We start from the raw sequence: 17,725 nt of genomic DNA, 5'->3' as shown, positions 1-17,725 counted from the left end.
GCGCCCAGGTGCCACGCCGTAGAATCGCACGCATGGTGGCCGAGTCGAACCGCGTGCGTCGACGCCGCCGACTCCCCGCGAACCGCCCGCGACTGCTCGTCGCGGTCGCGGCGGCCGCCGCCGCGACCGTCCTCGCCGTCCCGCTGGTCGCGAACGCGGGCGTCCTCACCGATGCGCTCGAGGTGCTGACCCCGACGGATGCCTCCGCCGGCGACGGCGCGCAGCGGGCCTCCCGGGTCTCGGCCGAGGTCGAGGCCGACACCGTCTCGCTCAGCATCGCGCCGACCGCGGGCACGACGCTCGACCCTGCCGCGCCCCTGACCCTCGACGTCGAGATCGTGAACGGCACGACGGAGCCGATCGCCGCCGGCACCGTGCGGCTGACCCGCGCCGCCGAGCCGATCGACCAGCAGGCCGAGCTCGACGCATGGCTGGCCGGCCCCGGCGAGGCGACCGAGTCCGACACCGAGCCGCCGGCCCCAGAGCCCGTCGCCGAGCTCCAGTCCCGCGCGCTCGCGAGCGGCGCGAGCGAGGTCGTCTCGTTCACCCTCCCGCCCGGCTCGCTCGGCGCGGCCGGCGAGGGCCCCGTCATCGGCCTCGGCGCCGAGGTGGTCGTCGACGAGATGGTGAGCGCGTCGGGCACGGCGGTGTTCGCACGCACGGGCTCGTCCGGCGCGCCCGGCGCGACCGGGCCGCGGCTCGCGCTGGCCTATCCCCTCACGGTCCCGGCCGAGACGACGGGGCTCATCGACCCCGACCTCCTGACCCTCTGGACCGGGCCGACGGGCCTGCTCACCCGGCAACTCGACGCCGTCGCGAACCGGCCCGTGGCGATCGCGCTCGACCCGCGCATCCTCGCGTCCATCCGTGTGCTGGGGGCCTCAGCGCCGCCGTCGGCGACGGCCTGGCTCGACCGCCTCGCGCTCGTCACGAACGAGGTGTTCCCGCTCTCCTACGCCGACAGCGACCTCGCGGCGCTCGCCCAGTCGGGCGTCGGCGCGCTCGGACCCACGAGCTTCACGGATGTGCTCGACCCCGCCGACTTCACGCAGACGGAGCCCGACCCCGCTCCGGCCCCAGGATCGGTCGAGGGCGACCCCTCCGCCGGCGCCGACCCCGCCGCGACCGCCGGCCCGACCGAGACGCCGCCGCCGGCCGGCACGCTGCCGACGACCGAAGACCTGCTCGCCTGGCCGTACACGCGGACCGATCTCGCCTGGCCCGCCCAGGGCAGCGTCGCGACGGGCAACCTCGCGGTCTTCCGCGCCGCAGGGCTCACCACGACGATCCTCTCCGCGTCCAACGTCGAAGGATCCTCGGCCGGAGCGGCGGCGACGGTCGAGGGCGAGTCGGCCGTCGTGGCCGACGCGAACATCTCCGATGCGCTGCAGGATGCCGCCGCGGCGACGACGGATGCCTCGTGGGGCGAGGCATCCGGACGCCTCGGAGCGGAGCTCGCGCTGCGCGCCTCCCTCGGCGACACGGCCACCATCCTCGGCACGTTCCAGCGCGGCGCCGCGACCCAGAGCTCGCGCGTCTCCGCGGTGTTCGACGAGCTGGCCGCATGGCCGTGGTCGGCGTCGGCGAGCCTCACCGACGCGATCGGCGCGCCGCCCGCCGCGCGGACCCTCGTCTCCCTCCCGGAGGGTGCGCAGCGACTGGAGGACATCCGGCGGCTGCTCGACAGCGAGGCCGCGATCCAGCAGTTCTCCGGCGTGCTCGACGACCCGGCGCTGCTGACCGGTCCCACCCGCCGCGCCCTGCTCGCGCTCCTCGACGTCGCCTGGCTCGACGATCCGGCCGCGTGGTCGGCCGCGGTCGGCGAACGCCTGGTCGCCCAGACGGAGACGCTCAACTCCATCTCGGTCGCCCCGAGCAGCCAGGTGAACGTGTTCTCGCGCGACACCGGGGTGCCCACCACGGTCGAGAACCAGCTGCCGTTCCCCGTGACCGTGTTCGTCGACGTGCAACCGTCGAACGGGCGACTCATCGTCGACGAGCGGGTCGAGACGACGGTCGCACCCGAGTCCCGCAGCAACGTCGTCGTCCCTGTGGCGGCGGGCGTCGGTCGTGGCGAGGTGACCCTCGCCGTGTCACTGTTCTCCCCCGACGGGGTTCAGGTGGGCCGCACGACCGAGATCTCGGCGAACGTGCAGGCCGACTGGGAGGGCATCGGCGCCACCGTCCTCGCGGTGCTGGTCATCGCCTTCTTCGGCATCGGCATCTGGCGGAACATCCGCCGTCGCCGCCGGGAGCGCGCGGCAGCGGCCGAGTCGGCGGAGCCGGCGGACGTCGCCGACTCCCCGGAACCGGCCGATTCAGCGGAACCGGCCGATTCAGCAGAACCCGCCGATTCAGCGGATGCCGCGGCCCAGCCCGCCGCACCCAACAGCGCCGACGCGCATGATGACGGAGATCGCACCCATGGCTGACGACCGCATCGGCCGGGCGAGCGTCTTCCTCGCCTCGGGGACGATCGTCTCCCGCCTCCTCGGTTTCGTGAAGACCATCGTGTTCGCCTCCGTCATCGGCGTCGTGGGCGCCGGCGCGGACGCCTTCGCCACGGCGAACGCCCTGCCGAACACCATCTACGTCATCGTCGCCGGCGGCGTGCTGAGCGCCGTGCTCGTCCCGCAGATCGTGCGCGCCGCCGCCCACGCCGACGGCGGCAGCGCCTACATCAACAAGCTGCTCACGCTCGCACTCGTGATCCTCGGCGCGGCGACCCTCGGCGCCACGGCACTCGCGCCGCTCCTCACGACCCTCTGGGGCGGCTCCCTCCCCGAGGCGACGCTCGGCCTCGCCATCGCGTTCGCCTGGTGGTGCCTGCCGCAGATCTTCTTCTACGGCCTCTACACGCTGCTCGGCGAGGTGCTGAACGCACGCCGCAGCTTCGGTCCGTTCACCTGGGTCCCGGTGCTGAACAACGTCGTGGCGCTCGCCGGCCTCGCGGTCTTCGCGCTCGCCTTCGGCTCCGACTCGGCGGGCTCACGCGGCGCCGAGGCGTGGACGCCGGCGATGATCGCAGTGCTCGCCGGCTCGACCACGCTCGGCATCGTGACCCAGGCCGTGGTGCTCTTCTGGTTCTGGCGCCGGATCGGGCTGCGGTACCGGCCCGACTTCGCCTGGCGCGGCGTGGGGCTGGGCGCTGCCGGCCGCATGGCGGGCTGGACGTTCGGGATGCTCCTGCTCACCACGGTCGCCGGCATCGTGCAGACCCGGGTGGCGAGCTCGGCCTCGGGCGACGACCCGTCGGTGTTCGCGCTCGACACCGCCTGGCTGGTGTTCATGCTGCCGCACTCGGTCATCACCGTCTCGATCGCGACGGCGTACTTCACTCGCATGAGCGAGCACGCGGCCGCGGAACGCCTCGACGAGGTGCGCGCCGATCTCTCGAGCGCGATCCGGGGTGTCGGGCTCATCATCCTGCTCGCCGCCGCCGTGCTCCTCGTCGTCGCCTACCCCTTCGCGGCCGTCTTCAGCGACGGCTTCGCGCAGACCCAGGCCGTCGGCAACGTCATCATGGCGTTCACGGCGGGGCTCCTCGGCTTCAGCGTGCTCTTCATCGTGCAGCGCACGTTCTACGCGCTCGGCGACACCCGCACGCCGTTCTTCTTCACCCTCTTCCAGGTCGTGCTGTTCATCGCGGGCGCCCTCGCCTGTCTGGCACTGCCGATCTCCTGGCGGGCCTTCGGCATCGCCGCCGTCACCACGCTCGCGGGCACCGCTCAGCTCGTCCTCGCGGTCATCCTGCTCCGCCGGCGCCTCGGCCCGCTCGACGGGCGCCGCATCCTCGCCTCGTTCGGGCGATCCCTGCTCGCGCTCGTCCTCCCCGTCGGCGTCGGCGTCGTCCTGCTCGTCGCCCTCGGCGGCACCACCCCCGGCGGATTCGCGATCGACGGCATCGCGGGGGCGATCGCATCGATGGCGATCATCGGTGCCGTCATGGCCGCCCTGTACTTCGGCGGCCTCTGGCTCCTCCGCTCGCCCGAGCTGCGCAGCTTCGCCGAGCCGCTCGTCGCCCGTCTCCGCCGCGGCTGACGCGCCGGAGGCGGAGGCATCCGCCCGGCACCTCCTGGCGCGACCGGCTGGAATAGCGGCCGCCTAGACTGTGTTCACCATGTCGTGACCTCCGCGATCCGGCGGATGCCACGTGCACGCCACGATCCAAGGAGCAGTGTTGCGCGACATCATCATCATCGGCTCGGGCCCCGCCGGCTTCACGGCAGCTATCTACGCTGCTCGCGCCGAGCTGAAGCCGCTGCTCATCGCCAGCTCGGTCGAGATCGGCGGTGAGCTGATGAACACGACCGAGGTCGAGAACTTCCCCGGCTTCCCCGAGGGCATCATGGGTCCCGACCTGATGGCGCAGATGCAGCAGCAGGCCGAGCGCTTCGGCACCGAGGTCGTCTACGACGACGTCGTCGAGCTCGAGCTCGACGGCCCGGTCAAGCGCGTGAAGCTCGGCAGCGGCGAGACGCACGAGGCGCGCGCCGTGATCTACGCGACCGGATCCGCCTATCGCAAGCTCGGTCTGCCCGAGGAGGAGGTCCTCTCGGGTCACGGACTGTCGTGGTGCGCGACCTGCGACGGGTTCTTCTTCCGGCAGAAGACGATCGCCGTCGTCGGCGGCGGCGACTCCGCGATGGAGGAGGCCACGTTCCTCACCCGCTTCGCCGACAAGGTCTACGTGCTGCACCGCCGCGACGAGCTCAAGGCCTCCAAGATCATGCAGCAGCGCGCGTTCGACAACGAGAAGATCGAGTTCGTCTGGAACGTCGAGGTGACCCAGATCCACGGCACCGACGCGGTCACCGGCGTGACGCTGCGCGACACGGTCACCGGTGAGCTCCGCGCGCTCGACCTCGACGGCCTGTTCGTCGCGATCGGCAACGACCCGCGCACGCACCTCGTCCACGGCAAGCTCGAGCTGACCGGCGAGGGCACCGTCTGGGTCGAGGGCCGCTCCTCGCGCACCAGTGTCCCCGGCGTGTTCGCCGCCGGCGACGTCATCGACCCGCACTACCGGCAGGCCGTCACCGCGGCCGGCTCGGGCACGGTCGCGGCCCTCGACGCCGAGCACTACCTCGCCGCGCTCGAAGACACCTCCTCGCCCGAGGAGGCCGAGATCGAGGCCGAGGCCGTCGAGCGGCTCGCCGCGGTCAACTGACCGCGGCCCGAGACTTCCACCAAAGGAGACAACCATGACTGCACGCGCAGTGACCGAGGCCACCTTCGAGCAGGAGGTGCTGAAGAACGACAAGCCCGTCGTCGTCGACTTCTGGGCCGAGTGGTGCGGCCCGTGTCGCGCGGTGAGCCCGATCCTCGACCAGATCGCCACCGAGCACAGCGACAAGATCGACATCGTGAAGCTCAACGTCGACGAGAACCCGAGCCTCGCGATGAAGTACCAGATCACCGCGATCCCCGCGTTCAAGGTGTTCCAGGCGGGCGAGGTCGTGAAGACCGTCATCGGCGCCAAGCCGAAGCCCGCCCTCGAGGCCGACCTCGCCGCCTACATCCAGTAGTCGGCCGCCTCGTCCTGAGACCCGCCCGGCTGAGCCGGGCGGGTCTTTCGCGTCTCCGGACGCCGGGGATGACAGGCCGTGAGCGGATGTCGCGCCGCGAGGCATCCGTCAGACCCACCCATTCGCGGTGACTAGCATGAAAACCCTGAGCAGAACGGATGTGATGTGACCACCGACGGCGTCCCGCAGCGGACCGGCAACAATCTCGACCCCTGGTACGCGAACTACGCCGAGCGAGCCGCCGGCTTCGCCGCATCCGAGGTCCGAGCCCTGTTCGCCGTCGCGTCGCGGCCCGAGGTGGTCTCGCTCGCCGGCGGCATGCCGTTCGTGTCGGCGCTCCCGCAGGAGCTCATCATGTCGTCGATGGAGCGCGTCATGCGCGAGCAGGGCCCGACGGCGTTGCAGTACGGCGGGGGAGCCGGCATCCCCGAGCTCCGCGAGCACATCCTCGACGTCATGTCGCTCGAGGGCATCCGCGGCGCGTCGGTCGACGACGTCGTGACCTCCACCGGTTCGCAGCAGGCCCTCGACTTCGTGGCGAAGCTCTTCCTCGATCCGGGCGACGTGGTGCTCGCCGAGGCGCCGTCGTACGTGGGGGCGATGGGCGTGTTCCGCTCGTACCAGGCGTCGGTCGTGCACGTCGCGATGGACGACGACGGCCTCATCCCCGAGGCGCTCCGCGAGACGATCGCCGTGCTTCGCGGTCAGGGCCGCCGGATCAAGTTCCTCTACACGATCCCGAACTTCCACAACCCCACGGGCGTGACTCTCTCCGCGTCGCGCCGGCCCGAAATCCTCGAGATCTGCCGGCAGAACGAGATCCTCGTCCTCGAGGACAACCCGTACGGCCTGCTGCACTTCGACGAGCCGGCGCCGAACGCGTTGCGCTCGCTCGATCCCGAGGGCGTCATCTACCTCGGGTCGTTCTCGAAGACGCTCGCGCCCGGGTTCCGGGTCGGCTGGGCGCTCGCCCCGCACGCGATCCGCGAGAAGCTCATCCTCGCCGCGGAGTCGGCGATCCTGTCGCCGTCCTCGTTCAGCCAGCTCGTCGTCTCCGAATACCTCTCGACCGCCGACTGGCGTGGGCAGATCGACACCTTCCGAGGGGTCTACCGGGAGCGGAAGGACGCGATGACCGAGGCGCTGGGGGAGTACCTCCCGCAGCTGTCGTGGACGAACCCGAGCGGCGGGTTCTACGTCTGGCTGAACCTCCCCGATGTGCTCGACTCCAAGCAGATGCTGCCGCGCGCCGTGCGCGAGCTCGTCGCCTACACCCCGGGTACGGCGTTCTTCGCCGACGGTCGCGGCCGGCACGCCATGCGGCTCTCGTTCTGCTATCCGACTCCCGAGGCGATCCGGCTCGGCATCCGCCGCCTCGCGACCGTCGTCAACGGCGAACTCGACCTGCTCGACACGTTCGCCGGCACCGGCGAATTGCAGGCGCCGTCCACCCCCGGCATCGAGCTCGCACCCCCGTCGGACCTGAAGTAGCCTCGCCTCGAAGAGCGGAGAAATCCCTGATCATGAGTAATTCCGAGCTTCCCGAGTCGGATTCCGTCGCGGCTGGGCCGGACGCAGGTCTCGACATCGTCGTCCTCGCGGGCGGCATCTCGCATGAGCGCGACGTATCGCTGCGATCAGGTCGCCGAGTCGTCGACGCCCTGGTCTCGGCGGGCCACCGCGTGACCCTGCGGGACCCCGACGCCGGGCTGCTGCCGTACCTCGCGGAACACCGACCCGACGTGCTGTTCCCGGCGCTGCACGGCTCGAGCGGCGAAGACGGCTCGCTCCTCGACCTCCTCCGTGCGCTCGACGTGCCGACCGTCGGCTCGCCCGCGTCCGCGGCGCGTCGCGCCTGGTCGAAGCCCGTCGCGAGCTCGCTCGTTCGCGACGCCGGCATCGCCGTGCCCGACTCGATCGTCCTCTCGCACGAGTCGTTCCGCGAGCTCGGCGCCGCGAGCGTGCTCCGTGTCGTCCGCCGCTCGCTCGAGGGCGACCTCGTGGTGAAGCCCGCCTCCGGCGGGTCGGCCCAGGGTGTCACCATCGTGGACGATCCCGACGAACTGCCCCGCGCGATGGTCGATGCGTTCACCTACGCCGAGGTGGCCGTCGTCGAGCGACGCGTGTTCGGCACCGAGATCGCCGTCACCGTGATCGATCTGGGGGAGGGACCCGTCGCCCTGCCGCCGGTCGAGATCGTGCCCATCGACGGGGTGTACAGCTTCCAGGCCAGATACAACGCCGGCGAGACGACGTTCTACGCTCCGTCGCGGCTGTCCGAGTCCGTGGCCGCCGCCGTCTCCGAAGCTGCGGTGCTCGCGCACCGCACGCTCGGACTCGAAGACCTGTCGCGGGTGGACTTCATCGTCGACGCCGACGACCGCCCGTGGTTCCTCGAGGCGAACGTGGTGCCCGGACTCACCGAGACCTCACTCGTTCCGCTCGCCATCGAGGCGTCGGGTCGCACCGCGGCCGAGGTGTACGACGGGCTGGTTCGACGGGCCGCCGCACGCGGCTGATCGCGACGGACCTCGGCACCACGCCGAACACAGTGGAGGGGTGGAGTGCCTGAGCACTCCACCCCTCCGGTGTTCTGCAGACGCGGGTCAGACGCCCTCGAGCTCCTCGCCGAGGTCGGTGAGGATGCGTCGGAGGTCCTGCACCGTCGCGAAGTCGATGTTGATGGTGCCCTTCCGCGCGCCGAGGTTGATCTTCACGCGCGTGTTGAGGCGATCGCCGAGCCGGGTGGCGAGGTCGTCGAGGAACTCCTGCCGCTTCCCCGCGGCCGGCTTCTGCTTCGCCGGCTTCGGCGTCCCGGCTGCGATGGCTTCGGCCTGGCGGACGGACAGATCCTCGTTCACGATCTTGTCGGCGAGACGCAGCATCGACTCGGCGTCGGGCATCATCAGGATCGCGCGTGCGTGGCCGGCACTCAGCACCCCCGCAGCGACGCGCAACTGCACCGACTCGGGCAGCTTCAGCAGGCGCAGCGTGTTCGAGATCTGCGGACGCGAGCGGCCGATACGGGTCGCGAGCTCCTCCTGCGTGATGCCGAAATCGGCGAGCAGCTGCTGGTAGGCGGATGCCTCTTCCAGCGGGTTCAGCTGCGAACGGTGCAGGTTCTCGAGGAGTGCGTCGCGGAGCATGGCCTCATTGGCCGTGTCCTTGATGACCGCAGGGATCGCTTCGAGTCCCGCGGCCTTGCTTGCCCGGAGGCGACGCTCACCCATGACGAGCTCGTACTTGCCCGCCTCCTCGGGATGCGGCCGGACGACGATCGGCTGCAGCACGCCGAACTCGCGCACGCTGTGCACGAGCTCGGCGAGGTCCTCGGGGTCGAAGTTCGTGCGCGGCTGCTGCGCGTTCGGCACGATGTCGTGCGGATTCAGGCGGGCGAGGCGAGCGCCCGGCACGGCGAGAAGGCCCTCCGAGGCCGCAGCCTGCTCGACCACGCCGACGGCGGTGGTTGCGCCGGCGGAGGCGGTCGCGCCCCCATCGGACGTCGTGGTGTGCTCCGTACCCGCCGCGTTGGAAGAGCGGTCGGACTCCGGGAAGAAGACGTCGACCGGGCGGGTGGCCCTCGGCGAGTCGTCGCCGGTCGGGATGAGTGCGCCGATGCCACGGCCGAGGCCGGTTCGTTTGGTCGCCATCAGTTCTTCTCCTCCAGCACGGGTGCGCCGCGGCGAGCGATCTCGGCGGCGGCTTCACGATAGGACAACGACCCGCTCGAGGCGTAGTCGTACGAGATCACGCTCTGCCCGTAGCTCGGGGCCTCGGACACTCGCACTGAGCGGGGGATGATCGTGCCGAGCGTCTGCTCGGGGAAGTGGTCGCGAACCTCCTGCGCGACCTGCTGAGCGAGGTTGGTGCGCGAGTCGTACATGGTCAGCAGGATCGTCGAGAGCCGCAAGACGGGGTTGAGGTGCTTCTCGATGAGCTCGATGTTGCTGAGCAGCTGCGAGAGTCCCTCCAGGGCGTAGTACTCGCACTGGATCGGGATGAGCACTTCGCGCGCTGCGACGAAGGCGTTGATCGTGAGCAGCCCGAGCGAGGGAGGGCAGTCGATGAAGACGTAGTGGTACGGCTCCTCCATCTGCGCGAGATGAGTGTCGAGCGCCCGCCGGAGTCGCTGCTCGCGCGCGACGAGCGAGACGAGTTCGATCTCGGCACCGGCGAGGTGGATCGTCGCGGGAACGCAGTCGAGACGCTCGTGCTCGGTCGACGGTCGAACGACCTCGGCGAGGGGGAGATCCTGCACGAGCACGTCGTAGACGCTTCGCTGCTCCGAGCGGTGGTCCACGCCGAGCGCGGTGGAGGCGTTGCCCTGCGGGTCCAGGTCGATCACCAGCACTCGGGCGCCGGACCGGGCCAGGGCGGCGGCGAGGTTCACCGCCGTCGTGGTCTTGCCGACCCCGCCCTTCTGATTCGAGATGGTGAAGACACGCGTTTCTGCCGGCAGCGGCAGGACGGCCTCTTCGAGCGCGATGCGTCGACGAGTCTCGTCGATCAGTTCGTCGGCCAGGGGAGTTCCTCCGTAGATCGTCGATGTTTCACGTGAAACATCAGGTGGTGCGGGCGAGTGAGCGGGGGCAGCAGCGGCCGCCGTCGAGGCGACGGCTGTCGCGGGCGGAGCCGGTTCAGTCGCCACGGGCGGAGCCGGTTCAGTCGCCACGGGCGCCCACGGCTCGGTGGCCGGCGCGGGGACGGGCGAGTCGGTGGTCGCGGCCGGGGGTTCAGGCGGAGTTGCGGGCGCGTCGTCCGCCATGGATGGAACGGGCGGCTCGTCGCTCTGTTCCTTCCACGGATCGTCGGCGGGCGCGGGCGGGACGGGGGAGATGAGCTCGCCGATAGCCGGCGAGCGTCCGGCGTTCGAAGGCTCGACAGCCGGTGCACCGTCGGCACCCTCGGCGCCGCCCCCGTTCGGCGGAGTCGGCGCAACAGCCGCCCGTGGTGCCTCCGACGACTGCGGCTCGGAGACCGTCGGCGGCGTGTTCGCGATGCGCGCGGACGCCGCGAGATCGGCGTGATCATCCGGCTCGCGGAGACTCGCCACCGCACCGGAGGGATCCTGGCCCGTCGGCGGATGCAGGGACGAGACGGTGTCGGCGGCCGCATCCCCGACGATTTCACGGATGATGTCCTCGAGCATCTGATCGGCGCCCGTCGGCCCCGTAACAACTCGCCAGCGTTCATCGCCGGCCGACGCCGGCTCATCCTCGCCCGAGAGAGCGGCGGCGGTCTCCGCGTCCCAGTCGATCGCGGCACGCCGGGCGCCTGCGCTGGAGGAGGCGGACGGTGTCCCCTCGGCCAGCTCCGAAGGCGGCGCGACGTCGAGCGGGATCGGGGTCGTCGGACCGGTGGCACTGGTCGGGTTCGTCGACGCGTCGGATTCGACTGACGGGTTCGGCGCGAGTCGATGGTCCGCCGGGGCAGTAGTGGGTGCAGGCGGCATCGACGCGGAGACCTCGGGTTCGTTCTCGGTGTGCTCGGGTGGTGTGGTGTCGTGGTGCGTCCGTCTGCGGAACCAGCCGCGACCCCCACCGTTCGCCATTCCGGATTCTCCAACCGCGCTCGTCGTGCGTGTGCCCGACGGTCGCGAGGGCGATCGCCGGACCTGACACACCAGCCTAACCGCGCGCTCCGACTTGGACCGTGTCGATCGCCAGAGGGCGTCAGATTTCTGCGCATCGATGGAAAGCGGAGGGCGGCGATCGCCGCCGAAGTGTGGGCGTTTCACGTGAAACATCTGAGATCGACTCAGTCGGCCGCTGGACGTTAGTTGGCGACCGACTCGCCTTTCCCGGACAGCCCTGGGCTCGGCGCTTCCGGCAGAGGGCGATGAAGTAGTGCGCCGTCAGTCACGCTCCGCATGACAGCGCGATGTTTCACGTGAAACGTCGATGACGCATGACGATCGATCCCGCTGGGACGCGCGTTCGTCGCTTGTACGCGATGGGCGGGGCCGGTCAGGGCCCAACAGTTGCGGCGAGGGTTGCGCCAGACCATGACCCCGACGGGGAGGCCGGAACTCGTTTCACGTGAAACGGGTACGTCGATCGCAGAAACGGGTACGTCGATCGCACAGGGGTCAGTTCTTCCGATACATCCATACTCCGCGCCGACCGTCAGCCATCCGGCCCTCGGCCGGTGCACAGAGAGTGATGACTCCCGACGATGAGTCGACCGTGAGTATGAGCCGACAATCCCACCACCCGAGGAGGGTCGACATGTTCGGCGTCGCGAACATCCGGGGGGCTCCCTCGTGGTCATCGCTGTTCGAGGTGTTCCAGCACGTTGCCGCGACCGTGCTGGCGCGGGGCGCTGCGTCCTCGCGTTGGATTATCACGAGCAGTAGCTCCACACGAGCGGGCACGCGAGATCCGAGTACGGCCCCGATCACCGTCTGCGGCGACACCACGACGGAGCTGGCGATGGTCCGGCACTCGACGCACCACTCTTCCGAGCGACACAGCAGGCGCTCAGTGACCCGAAGCACGCGGGCGCCGGGGGCGGGGCTGCGCGGCCTGCTTCCCACCGACGCGCACGACATCGACGCCCTCCTCGAGCTCAACCGGAGAGCGGATCTCCTTGTCGAGGAATCACACGTCGTCCAGTGCCTCCCTAGTGAACGCGAGAACGCACTCCTCGCGAATCTTCCCGACGGCTACTTCGAGGGCGGCTGGAATCCGTTCCAGCTGCGCGCGGTCGTCACGCGCATCCGCGAGCGGCATGGGTACGTACTCGCCGGGATCGGGTGTCCACCGTGGCATTCGCGACTCGCGAGAACCCTCCTGTAGGTTTCAGCCCGGCCGCACTGATCGACGATCTGAAACACCTCTCTGGCCAGGAGTAGAGCGTGAGGTGGTCCCCGCTCGAGGAGGCGTTAGCGGAGTCCCCGTTCCTCATCCTCGGCTCCACGGAACGTTTCGCCGAGCCCACTCAAGCACCGTAGGTCGGCGACGACGGTCGACGTCGCCCGCTCGCTATCGACTCTCGTTGGACGAATGACGTGCTCTGACGCCGAGTCCGGGGGAGCGGTGTGCCGCAGAATCGCCTGCGCACGCGGACACCGCAACCGAACTGACGTGGTCAGCGAACGATGGCCCGGAACACCCGGGTGACCTCGCTCAGTACACCTTCACCGAGGACCAGCACCTCGGCGTCGTGCACGTGGAACTTCCGGAACACCTTCTCGGCCGCGCCGATCTCGCCGTCGACGCCGGCTCCCTTGAGAAGCACCAGTTCGCCGCCATCGCGAAGCAGGGGAGCGGTGATCGGGATGAGCGTCCGAAGCGCGCTCACCGCGCGCGCGGTGACCTGGTCGAGCCGCCCGAACAGCTTGGCGTCTTCAGCCCGAGCACGAACGACCTCGACGTTCTCGAGCTCGAGTTCGGCGACCTGCCGCTCGAGCCAGGCGACGCGCCGCTCCATCGGTTCGATGAGGGTGAACTGCACGTCCGGTCGAGCGATCGCCAGCACGATGCCGGGCAGACCGGCGCCCGAGCCGACGTCGCCGACTCGCCCCGGGCGCAGGAGGGGCGCCACGAGCGCGGAGTTCAGGATGTGCCGCGTCCAGAGCCGCGGCAGTTCCAGCGGCCCGATGAGGCCGAGTTCTTCACCATGGCGGGCCAGCGACTCGGTGAAGGCGCGGCCCGTCGCGAGGTGCTCGCCGAACAGCGCGGATGCTGCGGCGGGCTCGGGCTCGAGTTCGAGACGGTCGGTCATCGTTCCACGTGAAACGTCGTTGCGGGGTGGCGAGGCGTCAGCCGACGCGCGTGATGACCGTGTGGCGCTCGGCGCCCTCGCCGCTCGACTCCGAGTGGAACCCGCGCTCGGCGACGAGATCGTGCACGAGCTTCCGCTCGTAGGACGACATCGGCGGGAGCGCCGCCGAGGCCGCGCCGGCCTCGATCCGCTCGACGGCGCGCGACACCAGCGAAGCGAGCTCGTCGCGACGCGCGTCCCGCGACCCGCCGATGTCGAGGATGAGCCGCGAGAAGGCACCGGTCTTCGTCTGCACGGCGAGCCGCGTGAGCTCCTGCAGCGCAGTGACGGTCTCGGGCTTCGAGAGCAGGCGGAGGTTGGCACCCTCGCCGGCGTTCACCGAGACATAGGCGCGACCGTTGCGCGCATCGATGTCGATGTCACCGTCGAGGTCGCAGATGTCGAGGAGCTCCTCGATGTAGTCGGCGGCGATGTCGCCCTCTTCTTCGAGCTGACCGATGGATCGCTCGGCGGTGTCGTGCTGCACGTCGGTCATGACTTGTTCCCCTGGTTGTTCTGCTTCTTGGCGCGCTGCTTGCCGACCGGCTGCTGGCGCTGCGTGGGCTGCTTCTTCGCGGGCTCCTCGGCGACCTCGGGCTGCTCGACGACGAGCTTGCCCTTCTTCGCCAGGCGCGCTTCGCGGGCCTTCGCGGCCTCGCTGCCCGGGGTCGGCATGTTGCGGATGACGACGAACTGCTGGCCCATCGTCCAGAAGTTCGAGACCAGCCAGTAGAACATGACGCCGATGGGGAACGCGACGCCGGAGAAGGCGAAGACGAGGGGGAGCAGGTACAGCAGAATGCGCTGCTGCCGGAACATCGGGCTCGCCTTGGTCTCGGGCGACATGTTCTTCGACACGATCTGCAGCTGCGTGATGAACTGCGACGCGGTCATCAGGATGATCATCGTCACGGCGATGACCATGGTCTGCCAGGGGAACTCGCCGTTGAGGGCGCCGATGAACGTGCCCTTCAGCGGGGCACCGAGGAACTCGGAGTTCGCGAACGAGTTCGCGAGGTCCTGCGTGAACAGGCCGACGCCCGCCTTGTCGTGCTGTGCGTCGTTCAGCACCGAGTAGAGGCCGAAGAAGATCGGCATCTGGAGCAGGAGCGGCAGGCACGAGGAGAGCGGGTTGGTGCCCGTCCGCTTGTAGAGCTCCATCGTCTCGCGCGACATCGCCTCGCGCGAGAACTGGTCCTTCTTGCCCTTGTACTTGTCCTGGATCTTCTTCAGCTGCGGCGCGACCTCGAGCATCCGCCGCTGGCTCTTGATCTGGCGGACGAAGATCGGGATGAGCGCCGCGCGCACGACGATCACGAGACCGACGATCGACAGCACCCACGTGACGCCCTGATCGGGGTCCATGCCGATGAACGTCCACAGCGAGTGGAACGCGACGAGGATCAGCTCGATGACCCACTTGATGGGCCAGAGGATGATGCTGATGGGATCCATTGCGGAGGTCAGGCCTTTCGGGAACTGGCAGGGGAGGCGTACTCGAGCTGCGCCGGCAGCTGCGCATGCGCGTGGTCGGAGTGGTCGTCGGTGGCGGTGGCGACCTGATCCCGCACCCACGCGGCGGGCAGCACCCATCCGAACCGGGTCGTGCGGTAGCGCCCGTGGCGCGCGGCGCGCACATCGTCGATGCCGCCGGGGCTCCAGGGATTGCATCGGAGGATGCGCCACGCGGTGAGGAGGCTACCGACCAGGAGGCCCCGCTGCTGCACGGACCCGAGCCCGTAGGCGGAGCACGACGGGTAGTAGCGGCAGACGTCGCCGTACAGCGGTGAGATGAGCTTGCGATACGCGCGGATCAGCAGCACCCCGGCGTTGCGGGGCAGGAGGAGCACGAAGAGCGCAGCGTCACGCACGAGCGGCTCCGTCGTGCGGGGACGGCGGTGAGGAGGCATCCGCCCGGGTGCCGCGGTGCTGCGAGGCGGTTGCTGCGCGAGATCGCGCCGCCCGGCGGACCTCGTCGCGCAGCGACGCGAAGTCGGCCTCGGCTGCGGACGGCAGTGCACGCACGACGAGGTCGAAGCCGGCGGCACCGTCGCGCACGGCCTCGTGGCCGGCGGCCTTCAGCCGGCGGCGCACGAGGTTGCGGCGCACGGCGGTGCCGACCTTCTTCGAGACGATGAAGCCGAAGCGCGCGTCGGTGCCCGACTCCCGTGAGCGCACGTAGCTCACGGTGTGGGCACCGGCGACCTTCGCCCCACGGCGCACGACGCTGCGATAGTCGTCGGCGCTCGTGATGCGATTGGCTTTGGCGAGCACCGAGTGACTACGCGGAGAGTTCGGTGCGACCCTTGCGGCGACGAGCCGCGAGGATCGCGCGACCGGCGCGCGTGCGCATGCGCAGACGGAAGCCGTGCTTCTTGGCGCGGCGGCGGTTGTTCGGCTGGAAGGTACGCTTGCTCATTCTTCTTCTCCGGCGATTCGGATCTCCTCGAGCGATCGCGTCACACGTGCGGTCGTCGGGAAAGCAGGGTGCCCGTACGGGCTGCGGTCAACTGATTAAAACTACGGCCTCAGGGGCACGCGGTCAAACCGGCCGCCGGTGCGGGAGGCGCGGATCGAATCCGACAGTATCCCAGCAGCCTGCGGATCCGCTGTGGAACGACACGCCCGGACCTTCGAATCCCTGACGCGGCATTTGTCGCCGCCGCACTCATTCGCTACGGTTTGAGACCAGTTATCCCCAGCTTCGGACGCGGAAATCCGCGGTTCCGCAGGGACTGCCCACAGGCCGTGGATAACGCTGTGAACAATTGCCTGGCGCCGCTCGCATGTCGATCGGGGGACCGACGAGCGGCGCAGCCAGGTGCCCAGACGATTGCGGGGAACGATGACGGAACAGCCCATTTCCGAGACATGGGCGACGGTCCTTGACCGACTGGCCGGCGACGAGGCCATCACCCCGATGCTGCAGGGCTTCCTGAACCTCGTCGAACCGAAGGGCATCGCGGCCGGCACCTTCTACCTCGAGGTGCCGAACGACTTCACCGCGAGCATGCTCAACCAGCGCATGCGCGTCCCGCTCCTGCACGCGATGGGCGCGATCGAGGCACCGAGCCCCGTCAGCTCGTTCTACGTCGTCGTGAACCCCGAGCTCGAGGAGCGCGGGGCCGACGGTCCGGCGCACGACGACGGTCCGGCCGCCATGCCCGGCGGCCCCGCCGCCATGCCCGGCGGCCCGATCGGCTCCGCGGGCTACGCGGACGACTTCTCCGAGGCAGCCGAGTTCCCGCAGACGCCGCACGCCGTGTTCGAGCCGACCGGGGGAGACCGCCCGCGCGACTCCCGGCTGAACCCGAAGTACTCGTTCGACAGCTTCGTCATCGGCCAGTCGAACCGTTTCGCGCACGCGGCCGCGGTCGCCGTCGCGGAGGCGCCGGCCAAGGCGTACAACCCGCTCTTCATCTACGGCGATTCCGGCCTCGGCAAGACCCACCTCCTCCACGCGATCGGGCACTACGCGATGAGCCTGTATCCCGGCATCCGCGTGCGTTACGTCTCCAGCGAGGAGTTCACGAACGACTTCATCAACTCGATCGCGAACAACCGTGGATCGCTGTTCCAGCAGCGCTACCGCAACATCGACATCCTCCTGATCGACGACATCCAGTTCCTGCAGGGCAAGGCGGAGACGCAGGAGGCGTTCTTCCACACCTTCAACACCCTGCACGACCACAACAAGCAGGTCGTCATCACGAGCGACGTGCCGCCGAAGCACCTCACCGGCTTCGAGGACCGCATGCGCAGCCGCTTCGAGTGGGGCCTCATCACCGACGTGCAGGCGCCCGACCTCGAGACCCGTATCGCGATCCTCCGCAAGAAGGCGCAGTCGGAGCGGCTGCAGGTGCCCGACGACATCCTCGAGTACATGGCGTCGAAGGTGTCGAGCAACATCCGCGAGCTCGAGGGCACGCTGATCCGGGTGACCGCGTTCGCGAGCCTCAACCGCACGCCGGTCGACATGCCGCTCGTCCAGACCGTGCTGAAGGACCTCATCACCGACGACACCGACAACGTCGTCGCGCCGGTCGACATCATCACCGCGACGGCGGACTACTTCAAGCTCACGGTCGACGACCTCTACGGTTCGAGCCGTTCGCAGGCGGTGGCGACGGCGCGGCAGATCGCGATGTATCTCTGCCGCGAGCTCACCAGCCTGTCGCTGCCGAAGATCGGCCAGCTGTTCGGCAACCGGGATCACACGACGGTGATGTACGCGAACAAGAAGATCTCGGAGCTCATGAAGGAGCGTCGGTCGATCTACAACCAGGTGACCGAGCTCACGGCGCGCATCAAGCAGACCTCGAGGGTCCGCTGACGGATGCCTCGAGCCGCGGCCTGCACGCGCTGTGCGCCCCGCTCGGGGGACGTTCCCCACAAGTGTGGAAAAGCTGTGGATTGTTAACGAGCAACCGCCT

Annotated in this window: 16 protein-coding genes; 8 read left to right on the top strand and 8 right to left on the bottom strand. The window is 69.6% G+C overall.

Annotation, left to right across the window (positions count from 1 at the left end; genetic code table 11):
• Nucleotides 1-32 precede the first annotated feature (32 nt).
• From ABIQ69_RS00080 to ABIQ69_RS00055, 6 genes are all read left to right on the top strand, one after another.
• On the top strand, nucleotides 33-2,432 hold the full coding sequence (locus tag ABIQ69_RS00080) for a DUF6049 family protein (protein ID WP_350348367.1): 2,400 nt from the start codon (nucleotides 33-35) through the stop codon (nucleotides 2,430-2,432).
• Nucleotides 2,425-4,041: a murein biosynthesis integral membrane protein MurJ gene (gene murJ / locus ABIQ69_RS00075; protein WP_350348366.1), complete on the top strand. Its 1,617-nt coding sequence runs from the start codon at nucleotides 2,425-2,427 to the stop codon at nucleotides 4,039-4,041. Before ABIQ69_RS00080 ends, murJ begins: the two co-directional genes overlap by 8 nt.
• Before the next feature lie 139 nt (nucleotides 4,042-4,180).
• Nucleotides 4,181-5,170: a thioredoxin-disulfide reductase gene (gene trxB / locus ABIQ69_RS00070; RefSeq protein ID WP_350348365.1), complete on the top strand. Its 990-nt coding sequence runs from the start codon at nucleotides 4,181-4,183 to the stop codon at nucleotides 5,168-5,170.
• Between the two features lie 34 nt (nucleotides 5,171-5,204).
• Nucleotides 5,205-5,528: a thioredoxin gene (gene trxA / locus ABIQ69_RS00065; protein WP_350348364.1), complete on the top strand. Its 324-nt coding sequence runs from the start codon at nucleotides 5,205-5,207 to the stop codon at nucleotides 5,526-5,528.
• 165 nt (nucleotides 5,529-5,693) lie between these two features.
• Complete coding sequence (locus ABIQ69_RS00060; RefSeq protein WP_350348363.1) at nucleotides 5,694-7,019, top strand: PLP-dependent aminotransferase family protein; 1,326 nt, start codon at nucleotides 5,694-5,696, stop codon at nucleotides 7,017-7,019.
• Between the two features lie 32 nt (nucleotides 7,020-7,051).
• On the top strand, nucleotides 7,052-8,047 hold the full coding sequence (locus ABIQ69_RS00055; RefSeq protein WP_350348362.1) for a D-alanine--D-alanine ligase: 996 nt from the start codon (nucleotides 7,052-7,054) through the stop codon (nucleotides 8,045-8,047).
• Nucleotides 8,048-8,134: 87 nt separating this feature from the next.
• Here ABIQ69_RS00055 and ABIQ69_RS00050 read toward each other — a convergent pair whose 3' ends face one another.
• The gene (locus ABIQ69_RS00050) at nucleotides 8,135-9,178 is read right to left on the bottom strand and encodes a ParB/RepB/Spo0J family partition protein (RefSeq protein WP_350348361.1); all 1,044 of its coding nucleotides are present in this window, start codon (nucleotides 9,176-9,178) and stop codon (nucleotides 8,135-8,137) included.
• Nucleotides 9,178-10,068, bottom strand: coding sequence for an AAA family ATPase (locus ABIQ69_RS00045; protein WP_350350046.1), 891 nt, complete (start codon nucleotides 10,066-10,068; stop codon nucleotides 9,178-9,180). Before ABIQ69_RS00045 ends, ABIQ69_RS00050 begins: the two co-directional genes overlap by 1 nt.
• 1,687 nt (nucleotides 10,069-11,755) lie before the next feature.
• Here ABIQ69_RS00045 and ABIQ69_RS00040 point away from each other — a divergent pair.
• Entirely contained in the window at nucleotides 11,756-12,325 is a 570-nt protein-coding gene (locus ABIQ69_RS00040) for a hypothetical protein (RefSeq protein WP_350348360.1), read from the top strand.
• Between the two features lie 292 nt (nucleotides 12,326-12,617).
• On the opposite strand, the gene rsmG is transcribed toward ABIQ69_RS00040, so the two are convergent.
• The 6 genes from rsmG to rpmH are packed head-to-tail and all read right to left on the bottom strand — an operon-like array spanning nucleotide 12,618 to nucleotide 15,711.
• Nucleotides 12,618-13,253 (bottom strand): 16S rRNA (guanine(527)-N(7))-methyltransferase RsmG, encoded by a 636-nt coding sequence (gene rsmG / locus ABIQ69_RS00035; protein ID WP_350348359.1) that lies wholly within the window; start codon nucleotides 13,251-13,253, stop codon nucleotides 12,618-12,620.
• Nucleotides 13,254-13,290: 37 nt separating this feature from the next.
• Nucleotides 13,291-13,788, bottom strand: coding sequence for a R3H domain-containing nucleic acid-binding protein (locus ABIQ69_RS00030; RefSeq protein WP_350348358.1), 498 nt, complete (start codon nucleotides 13,786-13,788; stop codon nucleotides 13,291-13,293).
• Nucleotides 13,785-14,747 carry a membrane protein insertase YidC gene (gene yidC / locus ABIQ69_RS00025; protein WP_350348357.1) on the bottom strand — a complete coding sequence of 321 codons (963 nt, stop codon included), beginning with the start codon at nucleotides 14,745-14,747 and terminating at the stop codon, nucleotides 13,785-13,787. The genes ABIQ69_RS00030 and yidC overlap by 4 nt, the downstream gene beginning before the upstream one ends.
• An 8-nt stretch (nucleotides 14,748-14,755) precedes the next feature.
• Nucleotides 14,756-15,163: a membrane protein insertion efficiency factor YidD gene (gene yidD / locus ABIQ69_RS00020; protein WP_350348356.1), complete on the bottom strand. Its 408-nt coding sequence runs from the start codon at nucleotides 15,161-15,163 to the stop codon at nucleotides 14,756-14,758.
• Nucleotides 15,156-15,566 carry a ribonuclease P protein component gene (gene rnpA, locus ABIQ69_RS00015; protein ID WP_350348355.1) on the bottom strand — a complete coding sequence of 137 codons (411 nt, stop codon included), beginning with the start codon at nucleotides 15,564-15,566 and terminating at the stop codon, nucleotides 15,156-15,158. Before rnpA ends, yidD begins: the two co-directional genes overlap by 8 nt.
• 7 nt (nucleotides 15,567-15,573) lie before the next feature.
• Entirely contained in the window at nucleotides 15,574-15,711 is a 138-nt protein-coding gene (gene rpmH, locus ABIQ69_RS00010) for a 50S ribosomal protein L34 (protein WP_021010601.1), read from the bottom strand.
• 426 nt (nucleotides 15,712-16,137) lie between these two features.
• Here rpmH and dnaA point away from each other — a divergent pair, with 426 nt between their 5' ends.
• The gene (gene dnaA / locus ABIQ69_RS00005; RefSeq protein WP_350348354.1) at nucleotides 16,138-17,625 is read left to right on the top strand and encodes a chromosomal replication initiator protein DnaA; all 1,488 of its coding nucleotides are present in this window, start codon (nucleotides 16,138-16,140) and stop codon (nucleotides 17,623-17,625) included.
• Nucleotides 17,626-17,725: the final 100 nt, after the last annotated feature.

It is taken from the genome of Agromyces sp. G08B096, assembly GCF_040267705.1.
Taxonomy (GTDB): Bacteria; Actinomycetota; Actinomycetes; order Actinomycetales; family Microbacteriaceae; genus Agromyces.
Note: the sequence above shows the minus strand (reverse complement) of the source record. Positions and strands in the feature narration are given on the sequence as shown.